Here is an 18,768-nt window from a genome sequence, read left to right on the forward strand (position 1 = left end):
GAAAAAAGACGAGCTGAAAAACTGTTCGAAGCTGCCGATGACAGCGCCGAATAGGTGGTGAATATGCTCGGGAGGGCCGCGCATGAGGGAAGAAACAAGGCAGGCGCCAGGCGTTGATGCCGCCATAAAGGAGCCACTGCGAGCGCCAGAGGTTCGGCTACAGGTTGCGGCCGTTGCGAAACTGAACCTCGCTGACTTTCAGAACTCAGTCCCCGCACTGCACGAGTTGGCGATTGTCAATGAGACGCTGATTTCAATCGGCGAATTGACGATAAACATCACGTCCGAGCCGGCATTCCTGAAGTCTCGAACCTGGAGTCTGGATGCTGTCGGAGCAGGAGAGACCTATCACCTCACAGATCTGGATGTGCAGTTGGATGGCTCCTTGCTGTCTCGTCTCACAGAGACTGAATCAGCAACACTGGTTTTCGAGCTCCGAAGCCGCCAAGCCCCTGATGTAATCGTTGCCAAGAATGAACGGGTTGTCGAACTCCTCGCGCGCAACCAATGGGGTGGCATTGGCTACTTGCCTGAAATGGTCGCAGCTTTCGTTCAACCCAATGATCCTGCCGTGGATCATGTACTCAAAGCTGCTGCGCTGGCGCTGCAGGCGAATGGCAAGTCAGGCTCCATTGACGGCTACACGCATGGCGCCAAGCGCGCATGGGAACTTGCTTCCGGCATCTGGACAGCCGTTCTGCAACGCAAACTTCACTATGCGCTTCCCCCTGCTAGCTTCGAGCATCGCGGCCAGAAGGTGCGTAGTCCGGGGCAGATCCTCGATGCAGGCTTGGCCACCTGTCTTGACCTGTCTCTGCTGTTCGCATCTTGCCTGGAACAGGCGCATCTCAACCCTCTGCTGATCTTCACGCACGGCCATGCTTTCGTGGGCGTGTGGCTACGCGATGAAGAATTTTCTACGGCGGTAGTCGATGACATAACGGCGGTGCGCAAGCGCCTTCAGCTCCAAGAGATGCTGGTCTTCGAGACGACGCTGGCCGCGCAAGGTCAGCCCGTCAGCTTTAGTCAGGCCATCTCCCAAGGCAATCGCCAACTGTCTGAGGAGGACGGCGACAAGTTCGAACTGGTGGTGGATGTAAAGCGAGCACGCATGTCGCGCATCAAACCGCTTGCATTGGCGCAGAAAGTGGCCGACCAAGCACAGCCAATTCATGAGCCCGAGGTTGCGATCACGGTTGAGGAGGCGCCTGACCTGTCTGACGAGGTGGAGCAGGAAACCCCCACCGCAGAACTTGACCCGAAGGATCGACTTGCGCGTTGGCAGCGCAAGCTGCTCGATCTGTCATTGCGAAATGCTTTGCTGAACTTCAAGCAGGGCAAAAAGGCGCTGCAGCTTGACGTTGCCGCCCCTGCACTGGAGGACGCGCTGGCCGAGGGCCTGACGCTTAAGCTGCTGTCCAGCCCTGAGCTGATGCAGGGCCGTGACCCGCGCAGCCAGCAACTACACGAGGCACGCAGCCAGGAGGATTTGCGAAAGGCGCATGCTGCCGATGCCTTAAGGCGCCGTGAAGTTTTCATCCGACTCGAAGAGCAGGAGCTGGACAGCCGTCTCGTCGATCTATATCGCGGCGCCCGCAATGCCATGCAGGAAGGTGGCGCCAATACGCTTTTCCTTGCGCTGGGCTTTCTGGTTTGGACACGACCCGAAAAACCAGACCACCGCGTCAAGGCACCGCTGATCCTGCTGCCCGTCACGCTGGATCGCAAGAGCGCTCGCTCCGGCTTCTCGCTGCATTTGCACGACGACGAGCCACGCTTCAATCCCACGCTTGTCGAGATGTTGCGTCAGGACTTTCAGCTTGAACTTGGCGTACCTCAGGGGGACCTGCCGCGCGATGACGCTGGGCTCGATATCGATGGCATCTGGAAGCGCGTGCGAGCTGCCATCAAGGACATCCGGGGTTGGGAAGTCAGCGAGGATGTCGTGCTGTCGATGTTCTCCTTCGCCAAATACCTGATGTGGAAGGATCTGGCGGAGCGGACAGAAGACCTGCGCAAATCCCCCGTGGTTGCCCACCTGATCGACACGCCGCGTGAGCCCTACCAATCGAACGTGCCGTTTCCTGACATACGCCGACTGGATGTCGACTACACGCCCCAGCAGGTTTTCAGTCCCTTGCCAGCCGATTCCTCCCAGCTTTCGGCGGTAATGGCAGCAGCTAGAGGCAAGGACTTCGTGCTCATCGGGCCGCCCGGCACCGGCAAGAGCCAGACAATCGCAAATCTGATCGCCCAGTGCCTCGCCGAAGACAAGCGCGTACTTTTCGTAGCCGAGAAGATTGCCGCATTGGATGTGGTCTATCGCAGGCTTCGCGAGGTCGGTCTTGGCGAGTTCTGCCTGGAACTGCACTCAAACAAGACCCGCAAGCTCGACGTGTTGGCTCAGCTGCAAAACGCTTGGGAGTCGCGTGGCGAAGATGCAGCCGATTGGGCTGCCAAGGCCCAGCAGCTCGGCCAAGTGCGCCAACAACTGTCCACCTATGTCGAACGCTTGCATCACGGGCATCGCAATGGCCTCAGTGTTTACCGCGCCATTGGCAGCGTGGTCGGTGGTGCAGACTTACCGGATCTTCACTTCACGTGGTCCTCACCACGCGAGCACGACGCGGCCGCCCTGGCCGCACTGCGTGAGTTGGCGGGCCGACTGCAGGCCAATGCCATGGCGGTCGGATCGAACAACCTCGCCGCAGGGCCGCTGACTCCGGTGTATGTGAGCGACTGGTCCGCGCGCTGGCAGCAAGACATGGTGCGCGCCGCGCAGTCGCTGGGCGATGCATGCGAACGTCTTATGATTGCGTCTCGCCAGTTGTGCGAGCAATTGGGTGTGGACGCCCCCGTTCTGCACCGCAACGTTCGCTCTTCACTGGGCATCATTGCCAAGGCCCTGCCGCAAGCGGCGGGCAAAGCGTGGAGCTTCTGTGTCTTGCCGCAAAGCGTAGCGCTTTGCGTGGAGTTGAAGGCGGGCAGCGAGCTGCTGGCACAGCAGCGTGAGCTGTCTGCCCGGATCAGTTCTGCTTGGCCCGCTGAGCTGCAATCGCAGTTGCATCAGGCGCTGGATTTACTGGTGCAGCATCGTCGTGTGCATGCCGAGTTAGGGGAGGCATGGCCTACGCCCGTGAGTGACGAACTACAGCGCGGTGTGCAGCGAATCGAAGAGATCGCAAAACTGCGAGCAGGCTTGTCGGTGAAGTACAGCGCCGGCGTGGCACAGCTCAATGTCATCTTGCTACAACGCGAATGGGCCAAGGCTGAGAAATCCTTCTGGCCGATATCCTGGCTGGGCAAACGCAAGGTGCGTGGTGTGCTGGAAGCCTTGATCGAAGACACCGATGAGCCACGCATCGCCGAAGACTTGGCCGCGCTTGTACGCATAAAGAGCCTGCGCGAGGAAGTGGCCGAGCTGAACCCTGGCGCGGTCGTCGAAACGCTATGGTCCGGAGAGAAAACACGTACCGACCACGTCCGCAGCGCGCTTCAGGCCAATGCCGCGTTGCTGGCCGCGCGGGCGCAGCGCCCATATTCGCTGGACGGGCTAAACCCGGCTGCAGAGGGCTATTGTGGTGAGCGCTGGGTGGTCGAGGTGAAACGCCTCAAGGCACTGCAAGACCTTGAGCACCGCATTGTCGACAGCGCATCGCTGACCGAAGCCAGTGATGGCCTCTGGCGCGGCCACGACACCGATGCGGATCTGCTAAGTGCCGCACTCACCTTTGAACAAGAGCGCCTGCGCTTGAAAGATCGTGGTGCACTGAAAGCGGAACACAGCATCATCGCGGGGGGGCGCTGCGGGGTACGTTTGCAACAGGCGCATACCCTGCTGCAAGAGCGCGCCACCCTGGAAACCCGGCTGGGCAGTTTGAATGCCATCTCGACCCATTGCGGGACGGTGTGGCGTGCGCTGGATACCGACACCGAGGCTATCGCTCAGACTCTGCGTTTCCATTCGCTGCTCCATGCTGGGCTCAATGGGCTAGGCCTGCTCGCTGCCACAGTCGATGTCATACGCCAAGCGCTGCACCACGTGTTGGCCGAGCGTGCGCAAGAGCTCGGCGAGGGCGGGGCTATCGGCAATGCTTGCCAACAAATGCTGGTACAACTCACCGAGTTGAACGCCGCTGTTACTGCGTTTGGCGACACCGCGGCGCAGCCCGACGACGCGAAGCGCGTTTTCACCGATCTCACTCCTGTAGAGATGGCTGATGTAGCCCGGCGATTGGACCAGGCGCATGCAGGCCTGCACGCTTGGTGCGCTTGGCGCAACGCCCAGACTGCCGCGCGCGGTGCCGGCCTGGCTGCGCTGGTCGGAGTTATGGAAGCGGGCGATATTGCGCCCGCTCAGGTGCCTGCAGCCTTCGAGGTGAACTACGCTCGCTGGTGGGTGGCGGAAGCTGTTGATGAAGACGAAGTGCTTAAGCGCTTTGTCTCGGCCGAACATGAGCGGCGCATTGGCGAATTCCGCGCGCTGGACGAAGAATTCACCAAGATCACGCGCCAATGGGTCCGCGCCAAACTCTGCGCCGGTCTCCCGACGGCAGAGAATCTGCAGCGCAACAGCGAGTGGGGCATCCTGCGCCGCGAGATCACTAAAAAGCGCATGCACCTGCCGTTGCGCCAGTTGCTCGAAGAGATTCCATCGGTGGTGCTGCGGCTTACGCCTTGCCTGCTGATGAGCCCACTCTCCATCGCGCAGTACCTCTCCGCCGACGCAAGCAGTTTCGACATTGTCATCTTCGACGAGGCTTCGCAGATCCCTGTGTGGGACGCCATCGGTGCCATGGCGCGCGGCAAGCAGGTTGTCATGGTGGGTGATCCCAAGCAACTGCCGCCCACCAATTTTTTCGGCCGAGCCGAAGCGGCCGAAGGCGATGGGGAAGACGTGGAAGGCGATCTCGAAAGCATCCTCGACGAATGCTTGGGCGCCAGTTTGCCCACACGCAATCTCTCCTGGCACTACCGTTCGCGCCACGAAAGCCTGATCGCCTTTAGTAACCATCGCTATTACCAAGGCGGCCTGGTCACCTTCCCGTCGCCGGTAACAGAGGACAACGCGGTCAGCTTCCATTACGTCGGGGGGCAATACGAAAAAGGTGGCGCCCGTATCAACCAGCCCGAAGCACGTGCTTTGGTCGCAGACCTCGTGGCGCGACTCAAGTCGCCGGGCTTCCGGCAGTCGGGTCTGACCATTGGCGTGGTCACCTTCAATTCAGAACAGCAAGGGCTGATCGAAGACCTTCTTGATGCGGAGCGCCGCAAGGATCCGGGCCTGGAACCCTTCTTTTCCGAGGTCGAACTCGAGCCCGTGTTCGTCAAGAATCTGGAGAGTGTGCAGGGTGACGAGCGCGACATCATGTACTTCTCCATCACCTATGGGCCGGACATGAGCGGCGCGGTATCGATGAACTTCGGTCCGCTCAACCGTGATGGCGGCGAACGACGACTCAACGTCGCGGTGACGCGCGCGCGCCACGAACTTCGCGTGTTTTCCAGCTTGCGCGGCGAGCAGATGGACCTCTCGCGCACCAAGGCTATCGGCGTGCGCGACCTCAAGCACTTTCTCGAATTCGCCGAGCGCGGCGTTCGCGCCCTAGCCGAAGCGCACCAAGGAAGCCAAGGCGATTTCGACAGCCCCTTCGAAGCCGCCGTTGCCGCTGCGCTGGGCCGCAAGGGCTGGCAGGTACATACGCAGATTGGCGCATCTTCGTTTCGCATCGACCTCGGTGTTGTGCACCCTGACCTCGCCGGGCGATACCTCGCGGGCGTCGAATGCGACGGCGCCACCTACCATCGCTCGGCAACCGCGCGCGACCGCGACAAACTGCGCGAACAGGTACTGCGCGGTCTGGGTTGGGAGATCGAACGTATCTGGTCGACCGACTGGTGGGTAGACCCGGGTGGCACGCTGGAGTGCGTGCATGTGCGTCTCAATGAACTGCTGAACCATGACCGAAAGCGCCGCGCACTCGAAGCCAGCGCACTGCAAGCCGCAAGCGAGGCAGTGCAGAAGCAGGATGTCCCTGCGCTGGATAGCGCGGCGGCCCTGGAGGCTGCAGCCGTTATCGCTCGAGCGGCTACCAAGTCGCCAGTACTTTCCCAGGAGCAAGTCAACGTGGAGCCCGAGGATCTCTACGCTCGCTCCGTAACAGTCCCTGAGGCAACCGAATCGAGCGTCACCGATACGGATCGCCTGTTCCTAGCTTCACAGCCGGAAGACGCCGTATCGGCGGGTGCCGTCTCGGCCGAGCAGTTTTACGAACATGCGTATGACGCGGTGCTGAAACCGATGGTCGAGTGGGTAGTGCAACACGAAGGCCCGGTGCTCGAGGCCGTGCTCGCGCGTCGCATCGCCCGCGCTCACGGATTTCAGCGCACCGGTAGCCGCATCCAGGAGCGCGTCGAACAGTTGGCCCGGCAGCGCTTCACCAGCACCGAAGAATCTGCGGGGAGCTTTTACTGGCCCGACGGCGTTGCGCCGGGATCAGCTGTCGCCTTTCGCTGGCCAACCGACGAAGACAGCGCACGCGGCGTGGAAGAAATCTGCGAGCAGGAACTGCTGTCGCTTGCTCGCTGGGTCATCGGGACCGGCAAGTCAGGCGAAGACGCGCTGATTGCAATGGCGCGGGAGATTGGCTTGATGAAGCTGAGGGCGGCGAGTAGAGGCCGACTTGAATTTGTGCTCGCTTCTGCTCAGAACTGATAAACACCAAGAGACTTAAATGAAAATTCATCACGTTGAAATCAAGAATTTCCGTCTTCTCGCTGATATCAATCTCGACTTAGAGAATCAGACCACTGTTATCGTCGGCCGAAACAACAGCGGGAAAACCTCTCTGTCGGAAGTCATGCGTCGACTCTTGAACGATGGCAGCGCTACGTTTCGGCTCGAGGATTTTTCCAGTGCCTGCTACGACCAATTCTGTGAAGCGCTTGAGAGACTGAACCAAGGTGCTGAGGATGATGCCGTTCGCGCGCTCATCCCGGCCATTGAGCTCCGACTGAAGTTCTGTTACGACCCCGCGCAGCCGCAGCTAGGCCCATTGAGTCCCTTTGTGATCGACTTGGATCCTGCGTGTTCTGAGGCGCTGGTGGTAGTTCGCTATGAACTAAAGGATGGCCTGGTAGCACGGTTCTTCGAAGGCCTGCCCAAAGACGAGCTAACCGCCGAAGCGCGTATTGCGTGCTTTCGTACTCTGCGAGAGCGCATCCCCAGTGATTTTGGCGTGAAGATCTGGGCTGAGGATCCCAACGATCAGGACAATCGCCGTCAGCTGCAGCCAAGCGCACTGCGCGGTTTGGTCAAGACTGGTTTTATTAACGCGCAGCGAGGCCTTGATGATGTGACATCACGGGAAACAGATGTCTTGGCTAAAACAGTGGAAGGCCTCTTTGCGACAGCTTCTTCAGCAACCGCTGATACCGCGGACAAGCAGATTGCTGAGGCCCTGAAAGGTGCCGTCCAAGACATTCAGGCCCAAATAGATACGAACTTCAGTGGCCAGCTCAAAGGCCTGATTCCGGCGCTGCAGACTTTTGGCTACCCCGGACTTGGAGGACAGGAGCTGCACACCGAAACCCTTCTAGATGTGGGGAAGCTGTTATCGAACTTCACCAAGGTTCGCTATGCGGGATACAACGGCATCACACTGCCAGAGTCGTACAACGGTCTCGGTGCGCGTAACCTGATTTTCATCCTTCTACAATTGGCCGGATTTTATAAGGCGTTTCGCGCCGAGGTCGCTGAGCCCGGTGTGCATCTTGTCTTCATCGAAGAACCCGAAGCGCATTTGCATCCACAGATGCAAGAGGTTTTCATCCGCCAACTGGCCAAAATTGCGCAGCAGTTAGTTGACGGCATGGAAGACAAAAGGCCTTGGCCTGTTCAGTTTGTCGTGTCGACCCATTCATCGCACATTGCCAACGCAGCCGGCTTCGAGAGCATCCGCTACTTCCTCGGTGCTCCTGTGGCTGGGGCCCAAGAAGGCATTCGAAAAACCAGGATCAAAGATCTGCGCAAGGGACTGAATCACATCAAGCCGGCAGACAAAAAGTTCCTTCATCAGTACATGACGTTGACACGTTGTGACTTGTTTTTCGCAGACAAGGCCGTGCTGGTTGAAGGACTGAGCGAGCGGCTTTTGCTGCCGGTCATCGTCGCAAAGCTCGAGGCCGCCGAGCCTGAGAGTCCCAAGCTATCAAACCAGTATGCAACGGTAATGGAAGTCGGCGGTGCTTATGCACATTTGTTCTTCGACCTGCTGAGGTTTCTCGAACTGCGCAGTCTGATCATTACAGACTTAGATGCTGTCGAGAAGCCTGGAGGCAAGGCGTGTGCGGTTCACCTCGGCACCTATTCCAGCAACGCTTGTTTGAAGGCATGGTTCTCGGAGGATGATCCCTTTACGTTGGCAGGATTGCGTGGCAAAAAAGAGATAGACAAGGTAATCAAGGGGAACCGCATCGCTTATCAACATGCCGAGGAAAAGGATGGTCCCTGCGGGCGAACATTCGAAGACGCATTCATCCTAGCGAATCCGACCCTGTTCGGCCTGATCGAGAAGACTCCACAGGGGTTAGAACTGGAAGCCCGTCGCAAGGCGGAAGAATGGAAAAAGTCGGAGTTTGCATTGAGGCATGCAATCGCTGAGACCGACTGGGTCGCACCGGCGTACATCGTGGAAGGAGTTCGCTGGCTCGCTCGAAGCGATGTTGTCGCGCCGGATCCGCTATTGGCGTTAGCTGCGGAAGCGGGAATCGCACCAGTGGAAGGAGCGGACGTTCATGCCTGAGATGGAGTCCCCCGCAGAAGCTGCAAGTCGGCGCGCGCTCGAGTCCATGTATGCCTGCCTTGAAGCGGGGCAGAGCTTTCGCTTGGAAGCCGGAGCGGGAGCTGGCAAGACTTACTCGTTGATCAAGGCGCTTCGGTTCCTAATTGAACGTAACAAGGGCTTATATCCGAAACGCAGTCAGCAAATCGCTTGTATCACCTTCACGAATGTTGCGAAGGACGAGATTGCTGCACGGACGGATCGGAGCCCATTGGTCTTCTGTGAGACCAACCACGCGTTCTGTTGGTCACTCATTAGTGGCTTTCAAAAGCCGGTCAGAGCACTAATCGAGGCGATGCCTGCTTGGAAAGAGAAAGTTGAAGAGGTTGGGGGAAGTTTGGGAACGCGCTCCATCGTGTACAGCCTGGGGCATCGTTCCATACGCGACAGTCACGTGTCTATTCATCATGACGATGTCCTGCCGCTAACCATCTCGCTGATGGAGCATGAGAAGTTCCGTCGCATGATCACAGATCGCTTTCCAATCATTTTGGTCGACGAGTACCAAGATACGGACAACGAGTGGATCGAAGCAATTAAGGCTCATTTTCTGGGGCAACCGGACGCGCCGCTGTTTGGCTTCTTTGGCGACCATTGGCAGAAAATCTATGGTGGTGGATGCGGCAAGCTGGAGCATCCCAGCGTGACCGAGATAGGCAAGGAAGCCAACTTCCGGTCGGTCAAGGTTGTTGTCGACTCTCTCAATAGAATGAGACCAGAGCTACAGCAGTTTGTTGAAGATCTAGAGGCTGAAGGCCAAGTGCGCATCTTTCACACGAACAATTGGCATGGCGAGCGTCAAAAAGGCGCGCATTGGGGCGGGGATCTGCCTTCGGCTGACGGGCAGGCGACGTTGGAACGCGTCAAGATGGCATTGCAGCAGGACGGATGGAATCTATCTCCCAACCAAACCAAGATCCTCATGCTGACGCATAAGCTTTTGGCAAACCAACAAGGCTATTCGAATCTGGCGACGACGTTTCGCTACAACGAATCGTTCACGAAAAAGGAACATGAGCACATCGCCTTCTTTGTGGACCAACTGGAACCTGCTTGCGATGCATTTTCTGCTCATAGGTACGGAGCGATGTTCGAGGCGCTTGGCGGCACTACGCCACAGTTGCGTAGTCATTCGGATAAAGCAGACTGGCACGATGCGATGGCGCAGTTGATTGAGATTCGAGAAGCGGGGACTGTCGGTCAGGTCGTCGACCACCTGCGTGCGCTGAGAAGGCCGAGGCTTCCGGACGCCGTTGAGAAGCGTGAGCGAGAGCTACGCGAGTTCGACACGAGTGCGGGTCTCGAAAAGCCACGAATTTTGGAGGAACTGCAGAAGCTGCGAGACGTTTCCTACTCGGAGGTGAAGGCACTCCGTCGCTATCTCGACGGTCATTCGCCGTTCGAAACGAAGCACGGCGTCAAGGGCGCTGAGTTCGAGAACGTCCTAGTTGTGGTCGGACGCGGCTGGAATCAATACAACTTCGGTGAAATGCTGGAGCTTGCCGGCACCCAAATGATTCCCGCCGCAAAGGAAGAGGCGTTTGAGCGCAATCGCAACTTGTTCTACGTCGCCTGTTCCAGACCGCAGAAACGGCTCGCCGTCCTGTTCACCCAACTCTTGTCATCAAGCGCAATGGCAACTCTCGAAAATTGGTTCGGAGCGGATGCAATCGAGCTAGCGCCTTAGCCAGAGAAACGGGGCGATCAATTTTGAGGTATTGACCTTGCGCTACATACACACCGCTGACATCCACCTTGATAGCCCGCTGTGCGGCCTGAGTGCTTATCAAGATGCTCCGGCCGAGCAGTTACGTGGCGCCACGCGCGAGGCGTTCCGCCAGTTGATCACGCTAGCGATTGAAGAGAGGGTAGATTTCGTCATCATCGCGGGCGATCTGTATGACGGGGATTGGCCGGACTTCAATACCGGGCTGTTCTTCTGCGCCGAGATGGGCCGCCTGCAGCGTGCGGGCATTTCTGCTTTCGTGTTGTTTGGCAACCACGATGCCGAGAGCAACATGACGCGTGCGTTGCGCCTGCCGGACAACGTGCGTTGCTTCTCGGCCAAGGTTTGTGAGACGCATGTCATTGAGCAACTGAAGGTCGCGCTGCACGGCCGCAGCTTTAAAGTGCGCGAGACGACAGAGAATCTCGTGCAGGGATACGCTGCTCCGTTGCGCGATTACTTCAACATCGGTGTGCTGCACACCGCGCTTCAAGGGGGCTACAGTGGGCATGCGAATTACGCACCATGCTCGCTGGATGAGCTGCACGCCAAGGGGTACGACTACTGGGCGCTGGGCCATGTGCATGAGTACAAGCTGTGGGCGGATCGTTCCACCATCTGCTTCCCCGGCAATCTGCAGGGCCGCAGCATCCGCGAAACTGGCCGGCGCGGGGCGGTAATGGTGACGGTGGGCGAAGATCATCAGCCCCAGGTGGAACGGCTGTTCATCGATGTGCTGCGCTGGGAACATGTGATGGTGGATGTGTCGGACTGCGACAGTCTGGACGCGGTGGGCATTGCCACGGGTCGGCACCTGATAGGTTTGCTGGAGAGCGATGCACAGGTACCGCGCGCAGTGCGCGTGAGCCTGCAGGGCGAATCTCCCATCCACGGCGAGCTGTTCCAGCGTGAGCAGGAGTTACGCGCCCATGTGCTGGCCGAGATCGCGGCTATCGCGCCGGAGCGCTTGTGGCTGGAGAAGGTGAAGCTCGCCACGCGGCCTATGGTTGTGCAAACGGATGCTGCCTTGGGTGGCGATGCGCTGGCGGAGCTGGAAGCTCTGTTAGGTGAGGCTCGGCACGACCAAGCCCTGCTGCAGGAGCTGCGTGAAGACTTCAACCAGATGCTGGCTAAAGCGCCCGATCTGTTGGCTGAAGTGCCTGCCCTGAAGCTTACCCGCGACGGCGATCTGGGCGCGCTGCTGGACAATGTGCTGCCTGGTCTGCTGGCCCGCTTGGGAATGAAGGATTGATGCCGATGCGCCTGCAGACACTCGAACTCATCCGCTATGGCAAGTTCACCGAGCAGACATTGCACTTCCCAAAGGCCGACTGCGATTTTCACCTGATCGTTGGTGCTAACGAGGCGGGCAAGTCCACCCTGAGACGTGCTGTGTCTGAACTCTTGTTCGGCATGCCTTTGCGCAGTGAGATGGATTTCCTGCATCCGCTAGCCGATTTGCGCCTTGGCGCAGTGATCCAGTCGGACGTTGGCGGGTTGGCTTTCCATCGATCTCGTGGGCGCAAATCATTGCGGCGACCGGACGACGAAGCGCTGGTGGACGCCACGCTGGTCGAACACTTGGGGCTGACTAGCGAGACGATGTTCAAGCGCATGTTCTGCCTGGATTTGACCGAGCTGCTGGCGGGCGGGAAGAGCATCCTGGACGCCTCAGACGACGTCGGCCAGCTGTTGTTTCAGTCTGCCTCGGGCTTGTCCAGCCTCGGCAAGGTTCGAGATGCGTTGGGCAAAGAGGCGGATCTGCTCTTTGCGCCACGTCGTTCCGGTGAGCGCGCGTTCTACCAAGCGCTGGAGCAGCTCGATACGGCCAAACACACCTTGCGCAGTGCAACCGTGAAAACGAGTCAGTGGACGGCCGCGATGGATCGCGTGGAAGCGCTGCAGACATCGCAGAAAGAGGCGTCAGCGCAGTACCAGGCCCTGTCCGGCGAGCGCCAAAAATTGGAGCGCGTCCGCCGCATAGCGCCGAGTGTGGCGCAACTGCGTGATGTGCAGGCTCGCTTGGAGATGCTCGCCGAGGTGGTCGAATTTCCGCAGGATGCCGCGCCGCGCCTTGCCGAGGCTGAGGAGGCTTTGGCAGTGCAGGCGGTGATATTTAATCTACATCGTGAATCGCTTGCGTCCCTACAGACTCAGCTGGCTGGCTTGCTGTCCGACGAGGCTGTCCTCCAGCATGCAGCGGCGGCGGAAGCGTTCGTGGCACGGAGCCACGCCTGTGTGGAACACCGGCAAAAGATCGCCAGGGCTGAGCATGAGCTGCAAATCTTGCTGCGCGATGCAGCTAGCTTGGCCGTGCAGTTGGGCTGGTCTACGGATGAAGTGACGCTGCGGGAGCGGGTGCCCGGTGCGTTGGCGCTCAAAACTCTTGAGAGTGTCTTGGAAGATCGCGGTGCCTTGCTACAGGCGCAGCAGTCGGCCTTGCTAAATCATGTTCGCGCCGAGGCCGCGCTGAGCAGGTTGCAAGCGCAGGCGGGCGCGCCGGAATTGGCGTCGGTCCCTTTATCGCCTGCATTGCCCGCTGCGCTGCAGGACGCGCAAGCCTTGCAGACGAGCCATGCCCGTCAGCGCAAACTCAGCGCGGAGCTGGCGCAGGTGGAAGCGCTGCGTGAATCTGCGTTAGCGGCGCTGTCGACTTGGAGTCTGACGCTGACTTCACTGGCGGCCTTGCCAGCGCCTGCTGAGGAACAGGTGAGCATGCTGAAGGCTGAGCGTGCTGGTCTGATAAATGCCGTGGAGACAGCCAGGCAACAGCGTGCGCAGGCGCTGGAACAGGACCGGCAATCGGCGCTTGCGCTGGAGCAATTCGCGGCCAGTCACGGCGTGGTGACGCTAGACGAGGTGCAGCAGGCGCGGACGGCCCGCGATGCGATGTGGGGGCAAATCAAGCAGGAAGAGATACCGCTTCCATCAGGTGCTCCGAAACTGGATCAGGCCATCGCGGAAGCCGACCGACTGGTCGATAGCCAGCGTGACCACGCAGAGGATTCGGCCCGGCTGCTGAACCTGCGCCAGACGCAGCTACGGGATGCCGCAGCCGTAGCGGCGCGTGAAGAACAATTGGTTGAAGCTCAGCAGGCGCTGGAGGCATTCGAGGCGCGCTGGACACAACAGGCGCAGACGATGGGTCTGCCGGGCATGCCGTTATTGGATCTGTCAGCATGGTTGGTTCGGCGCCAGGCAGCACTCGACGCGGCTGCTGCGGTGCAGGCCAAGGCTGCGGAGCTCGCCACTGAGCAGGCGGATGAAGCGGCGGCCATGACAACGCTGCTCTTGGCTATGCAGACGTCTGGCGCGGCTGACCTGGATGGCGAATCACTGGCGGCTTTGTGCCAGCGCGCCGTTGCCTTGATCCGCACGCGGCAGGCGGCCGAGGTGGCGGCCGGCCAGCGGGCCACGCAGCTTGCCGAGGCGCAGACCGAACTGACCCATCAGGCGCTGGCCGTGCGGGCGAGTGAAACAGCGTTAGGGCAATGGCAGGCACGATGGGATGGTGCAGTGAAGGCTGCAGCGCTGGCCGGGGACTGGCTGACGCCGGATTCGGCCCGCCATGCTATCGAAGTGGTTGAGCAGGTGCTCGGCTTGATGGCGCAAGCCGACGACTTGCGTCAGCGTCAGATCGAAGTCATGCAAAACGAGCTAGCGGAATTCGAGGCTGCCGCCGAGGTGCTGGAGCACGCCCTGGGGCGCTCGGATGCAGATGCGTTCGCCTGGGCGCAAGCCCTGACACAGCGCTTGCAAGCTGCGCGCGAATTGCAGCAGGCACGCAGCCGTCTTTCCGGCGAAATCCTCAACAGCGAAACACAGGTTCGCGCCGCCGAGGCTGCGCTGGCCACCACGCGCGCAGCACTCCAGTCGCTCTACTCGCTTGCGGAGAGCGAGGATCACGCCATGCTGCGCACGCGCATTGCCGACAGTGACCGCCGTCGCGCGCTCGACACCGAGCTGCAGCAATACAGGCAAGCCATTCTCAATGCGGGCGATGGATTGTCACTCGATGATTTGTTGATCTCCTGCGATTCCGTAGCGTCCGAGACGTTGAAACCCCGACTCGAAGAAATGGACGGGCAATTGTCCGCTCTGGTAGAGCGGCAGACGCGCCTTGCGACTGAACTCGCGCAGGCCCAGGCCGAGCTGGACAAGGCACAGGGTGGGGCGGACGCGGCTCAAGCTGAGTCGAAGCGGCTGGAGTCGCTGGCGCAATTGGGCGATGCCGCAGAGCGCTACATGACGGTCGCAACCGCACACCGTCTGCTGCGCTGGGCCATTGACCGCTATCGCGAGCGGAAGCAGGGGCCACTGTTGCAGCAAGCCAGCGAGTTATTTTCGCGGCTCACGCTGGGTGGTTTTGCTCGGTTATCTCCGGATTTTGAGGTGACGCCACCTCGCCTGATCGCAGTGCGTGCCAGCGGCGAGCGTGTGGGCATTGACGGCTTAAGCGAAGGTACTCGCGATCAGCTTTTCCTAGCGCTACGCCTAGCCGCACTGGAGATGCAGATCGAAAACGACCGCCCTTTACCCTTCATCGCGGACGATCTGTTCGTGAACTTCCACGACAGCCGCTCACGTGCCGGCTTGGCTGCGTTGGGTCAATTGGCACGCAAGACGCAGGTTATCTTTCTTACGCATCATGACCATCTGGTAGATGTGGCACGGGAATGCGTCGGAAGCGAGATAAATGTCATTCACTTAGGTTAGGCGCCAATTACAGGGGGCAAAGTTCGAATGCAGAAGCAGACCCGCATTTCTGAACTATATTTTTCGTACTGGCCGTTGTTTAAGGCCATGAATACGTAACGACGACTCCGCGATGGAGCTCAAATGAGCTCCAGGCGCCCCATTTTGTGAACGGATCACATTATTGGGGCCGCGTGATGGAACGTAGTTGTCAGCAGTCCGAGAAGTATGCGGCGCCAACACGAGAGTGCAGTGGCGTCGTGGATTCATCCCAGGCATCAGAAAAGGCCGAGGCTTCACTTTGCCTTCTTTTTTCTGCCGCCGAACCCTATAAGCGCATCCAGCTCCTTTCCGTCATTGCCCGCCGATGTGGCATTCGGTGCGTAGGATTGCGGCTCATCTCCAACGCCAACGGCCATGGCAGAGCGCTCTCCTTCAAACTCAATGCGCCCGACTCCAAGCGCATGGAGGCACATCAGCAGGAAGCCGGCGCTGAAATCTCCTCGATTCACTTTTCTATTCACAGCGGCTGGCTCGAGCTCGAGACCGAGCGCACTAAGTTTGTCTGCCAGATCCCTGTAGCCCCAACCCTGGCGTGCCAGTCGCTCTTTGATGAGCTCGCTGGCGAAGGCGCCCCATGGATTTGCCCCGCGGGCTGCCGCCGCTTCAGGGCGAATGAAGCGCCCTCTCTGGACCTTGCTCATCTCGCGTCGCGCCTGATCGAATTGACAATAGAGTCAATTATGACTCTTTTAAATTGGCCTTGCTTATACGGTTGCCAGAACGTTTTAAGGGCAACCCATGCTTGAGCACCACCATCGCGACGCCTTACTGGATCGGCTCGGCCTACCGCCGAAAGGCCGCCGCATTGTCGTTGATGCCGTCCGCAACTCTCCCGTACGCCCGGTGAAATCGCGTGGCGGCAATGTGCTCACTACGTATCAGAGCCGCAAGATGCAACGGGAAAGCAACACTGAGAGCCGCCATCTCGAGTTTCCGGCGGCGGTGACTTACGAACATGATCCTGATGTTCTCGAGTTCTTTGCTCAACCCTGCCATTTGAAGTTTGAAGTTATCGACGATCAAGGAGAGATCCATAAGATCGACCACATCCCCGACTTCCTGATCATCAGGGCGGATGGTGTATTTCTGCACGAGTGGAAGTCCGAGGAGAAATTGCAGGGACTGGCTCGTCGTACGCCGTGGCGCTACCAACTTAATGATGATGGCCAATGGCGCTCGCCGTACATAGAGCACTGGCTCGCAGACCGCGGCATCACCTACCAGATATGTACAGAAACGCGGATCGGCGAGCGTCGCATCGAAAACACGCTATTCCTTGAGGACTATCTTCACCCGTCCGCAATGGCATGTCCGATTGACGCCGCAATGCGTGTCGAATCGGCGCTGAAGGAAGATGCAACGCTCTATCTAGCTGAGCTCTACGAGAAGGCTCAATGCACGCCGGATGACGCGTTCAAGCTTATTGCGGACGGCATCCTTATCGCCGATATGGACGGTGAATTTCTGGCGGAGCCCCATCGTTGCCGCGTATTCCGCGACCACGCTGTGCGCGATTTTGAGCGAGCGCTAACAGAATGCCGCGCAAGGCCACAAGCCGTTGACGGTACGTTAGACCTGCGTGTCGGCGCGAGAGTGCTCTACAACCACGTGCCATACGAGATAAGTCTTGTAGGTGTGATGCAGATTGTTTTGAAGTCCGAGCATGCGGACATGATCGAACTGAAGCTCTCCACGCTTGGCGAGCTGGCCGCAACAGGTAATCTCAAGATGGAGAATGCCTGCGGTGAGGATCTGCAGCGACCTCGGCTTTGCGATTTCACCGAAAACGAATTGCGGACGGCACTCAGCCGTCAGAGTGACCTGTCGCGAGAATCGCTGTCGCCTCGTACGCGAGCACGCTTCAAGAAACTCGTTACGCACGCAGAGATCGCAGGCCTTGACACGCTGACTGCATTGGTTCCGCGTACGCGAGACAGGGGCAATCGCACAGCGCGTCTGTCACCCGAGCAGCTTGATGCTATCGCCGAGATCACGCGCAAACACTTCCTGAACAGCAAGGCGCAGAACCGTAAGGCTTGTCACAACCACCTCATAGCTCTATGCCGTGAGAAACAGATCGAAGCTCCGTCATATCCGACACTCATCGCTCATTTCAAGAAATTGCCGCGTACGGGCGCGGATCGCGCGCGTTACGGCAAGCGCGTTGCATACAAGAATGCAGAATTTGTCTCCGTACTTCATGCGGATACGCCCGTACATGGCGTGCGGCCGTTTCAATACGTTCACATGGATCACACGGAAGTGGACATTGAGCTCGTTTGTAGCCGTACGGGCAAGGGCCTCGGTCGTCCATGGCTCTCCTTTGCAATTGACGCCTTTACACGCCGCATTCTTGGCATGTACCTCAGTTTTGATTCGCCTTCATACCGGTCGAACATGATGCTCTTCCGAGACATCGTGAGGCGCTTTCGGCGCTTGCCGCAAATGGTCGTCGTGGACAACGGGGCTGACTTCCGCAGTGAGGACTTCAGTCTATTTGCGAAGCTTATGCGTATTCACGTGCGCTACCGTCCGGCAGGGAACCCACGCCATGGGGCTGTGATGGAGCGCATCTTCGGATCCATGCATACCGAGTACGTTCATAACCTCGCCGGCAACACCAAAGCCACGAAGAACGTGCGCGAGACCACCGGAAAATTCCTGCCATCGCGCCTGGCCGAGTGGACGCTGGAGCAGCTTTACTACGGCATCGAATACTGGGCGACGGAGTATTACGATCAGCGGGAGCATCCAGCGCTAGGACTGAGCCCGCGCGATGCGTATGCCCAAGGCATGGCGCAATCTGGAGAGCGCAGTCATTGCATAGTCACACTGACCAAGGCGTTTCTCATTCTCACTTGTCCCCTTGTCGAGCGGGCTGGCGTTCGCAAGGTGGACAAGCAGCGTGGGATAAAGATGAATGACCGCTACTTCTATTGGTGCCCAGAATTCAGCAACCCGAAACTTCATGGGACAAAGGTGGCAGTGCGCTATGACCCTTGGGATGTATCGACTGTTTTTGTGCAGGTCGACAAGCGATGGCATCCAGCCACGTGCAAGACCTTGGCTCACCTCCACACCATGACGGAGAAAGAGCGTGCCGCCCTGTCGGAGGAGTACGTGAATCGATATCCCAATACCAAACACGACGAATTGTCGGTGCAACGGTTGGTTGAGTTCATGCGCACGTTTACGCCGGAAGGTGCGCGCGCATTGCAGTTAGCAAGGCAACAAGAGAATCGGCAGTTGTACCAGTCGCTCGGTCTGGCCGAAGTAGCACCGCGAGGTCAATTATTGCTGTCAGAGCGGTCTCTGACGACGTTTCACGCGGTTTTGTCCGAGCAGTCGGTCGGACTCCCCGTGCCTGTAACCATCGATAAGCCCGCCCAGAGTCATACGTTGCCTCTGGATGACGACCTCGAAATGTTCTAGTCAGATTGG

7 protein-coding genes are annotated in these 18,768 nt (G+C 59.0%); 6 read left to right on the plus strand and 1 reads right to left on the minus strand.

Annotated elements, in window-relative coordinates:
* Positions 1-571: 571 nt before the first annotated feature.
* Genes VVD49_RS18590 through VVD49_RS18610 form a run of 5 tightly spaced genes read left to right on the plus strand, consistent with a single transcriptional unit; the run spans position 572 to position 15,285 of the window.
* On the plus strand, positions 572-6,715 hold the full coding sequence (locus VVD49_RS18590) for a DUF3320 domain-containing protein (protein WP_327600722.1): 6,144 nt from the start codon (positions 572-574) through the stop codon (positions 6,713-6,715).
* A gap of 19 nt (positions 6,716-6,734) precedes the next feature.
* Positions 6,735-8,804, plus strand: a complete 2,070-nt coding sequence (locus VVD49_RS18595) for an ATP-dependent nuclease (RefSeq protein WP_327600723.1) — start codon at positions 6,735-6,737, stop codon at positions 8,802-8,804.
* Positions 8,797-10,530 (plus strand): UvrD-helicase domain-containing protein, encoded by a 1,734-nt coding sequence (locus tag VVD49_RS18600; protein ID WP_327600724.1) that lies wholly within the window; start codon positions 8,797-8,799, stop codon positions 10,528-10,530. The genes VVD49_RS18595 and VVD49_RS18600 overlap by 8 nt, the downstream gene beginning before the upstream one ends.
* Positions 10,531-10,561: 31 nt before the next feature.
* Positions 10,562-11,821 (plus strand): metallophosphoesterase family protein, encoded by a 1,260-nt coding sequence (locus VVD49_RS18605; RefSeq protein WP_327600725.1) that lies wholly within the window; start codon positions 10,562-10,564, stop codon positions 11,819-11,821.
* Between the two features lie 5 nt (positions 11,822-11,826).
* Entirely contained in the window at positions 11,827-15,285 is a 3,459-nt protein-coding gene (locus VVD49_RS18610) for an ATP-binding protein (RefSeq protein ID WP_327600726.1), read from the plus strand.
* Positions 15,286-15,560: 275 nt separating this feature from the next.
* Here the strand turns inward: VVD49_RS18610 and VVD49_RS18615 are convergent, their stop codons facing one another.
* Positions 15,561-15,968, minus strand: coding sequence for a DUF6471 domain-containing protein (locus VVD49_RS18615; RefSeq protein WP_327600727.1), 408 nt, complete (start codon positions 15,966-15,968; stop codon positions 15,561-15,563).
* A 97-nt stretch (positions 15,969-16,065) separates the two neighbouring features.
* On the opposite strand from VVD49_RS18615, the gene VVD49_RS18620 reads away from it, so the two are divergent.
* Positions 16,066-18,759, plus strand: a complete 2,694-nt coding sequence (locus VVD49_RS18620) for a DDE-type integrase/transposase/recombinase (RefSeq protein WP_327600728.1) — start codon at positions 16,066-16,068, stop codon at positions 18,757-18,759.
* Positions 18,760-18,768 lie beyond the last annotated feature (9 nt).

It is taken from the genome of Uliginosibacterium silvisoli (assembly GCF_036017035.1).
Lineage (GTDB): Bacteria > Pseudomonadota > Gammaproteobacteria > Burkholderiales > Rhodocyclaceae > Viridibacterium > Viridibacterium silvisoli.

What these genes read in the sequence shown, in the direction of transcription:
- VVD49_RS18595 (WP_327600723.1), top strand. Translation starts at nt 6,735, where the DNA reads ATGAAAATTCATCACGTTGAAATCAAGAATTTCCGTCTTCTCGCTGAT.
- VVD49_RS18600 (WP_327600724.1), top strand. Translation starts at nt 8,797, where the DNA reads ATGCCTGAGATGGAGTCCCCCGCAGAAGCTGCAAGTCGGCGCGCGCTC.
- VVD49_RS18610 (WP_327600726.1), top strand. Translation starts at nt 11,827, where the DNA reads ATGCGCCTGCAGACACTCGAACTCATCCGCTATGGCAAGTTCACCGAG.
- VVD49_RS18615 (WP_327600727.1), bottom strand. Translation starts at nt 15,968, where the DNA reads ATGAGCAAGGTCCAGAGAGGGCGCTTCATTCGCCCTGAAGCGGCGGCA.
- VVD49_RS18620 (WP_327600728.1), top strand. Translation starts at nt 16,066, where the DNA reads ATGCTTGAGCACCACCATCGCGACGCCTTACTGGATCGGCTCGGCCTA.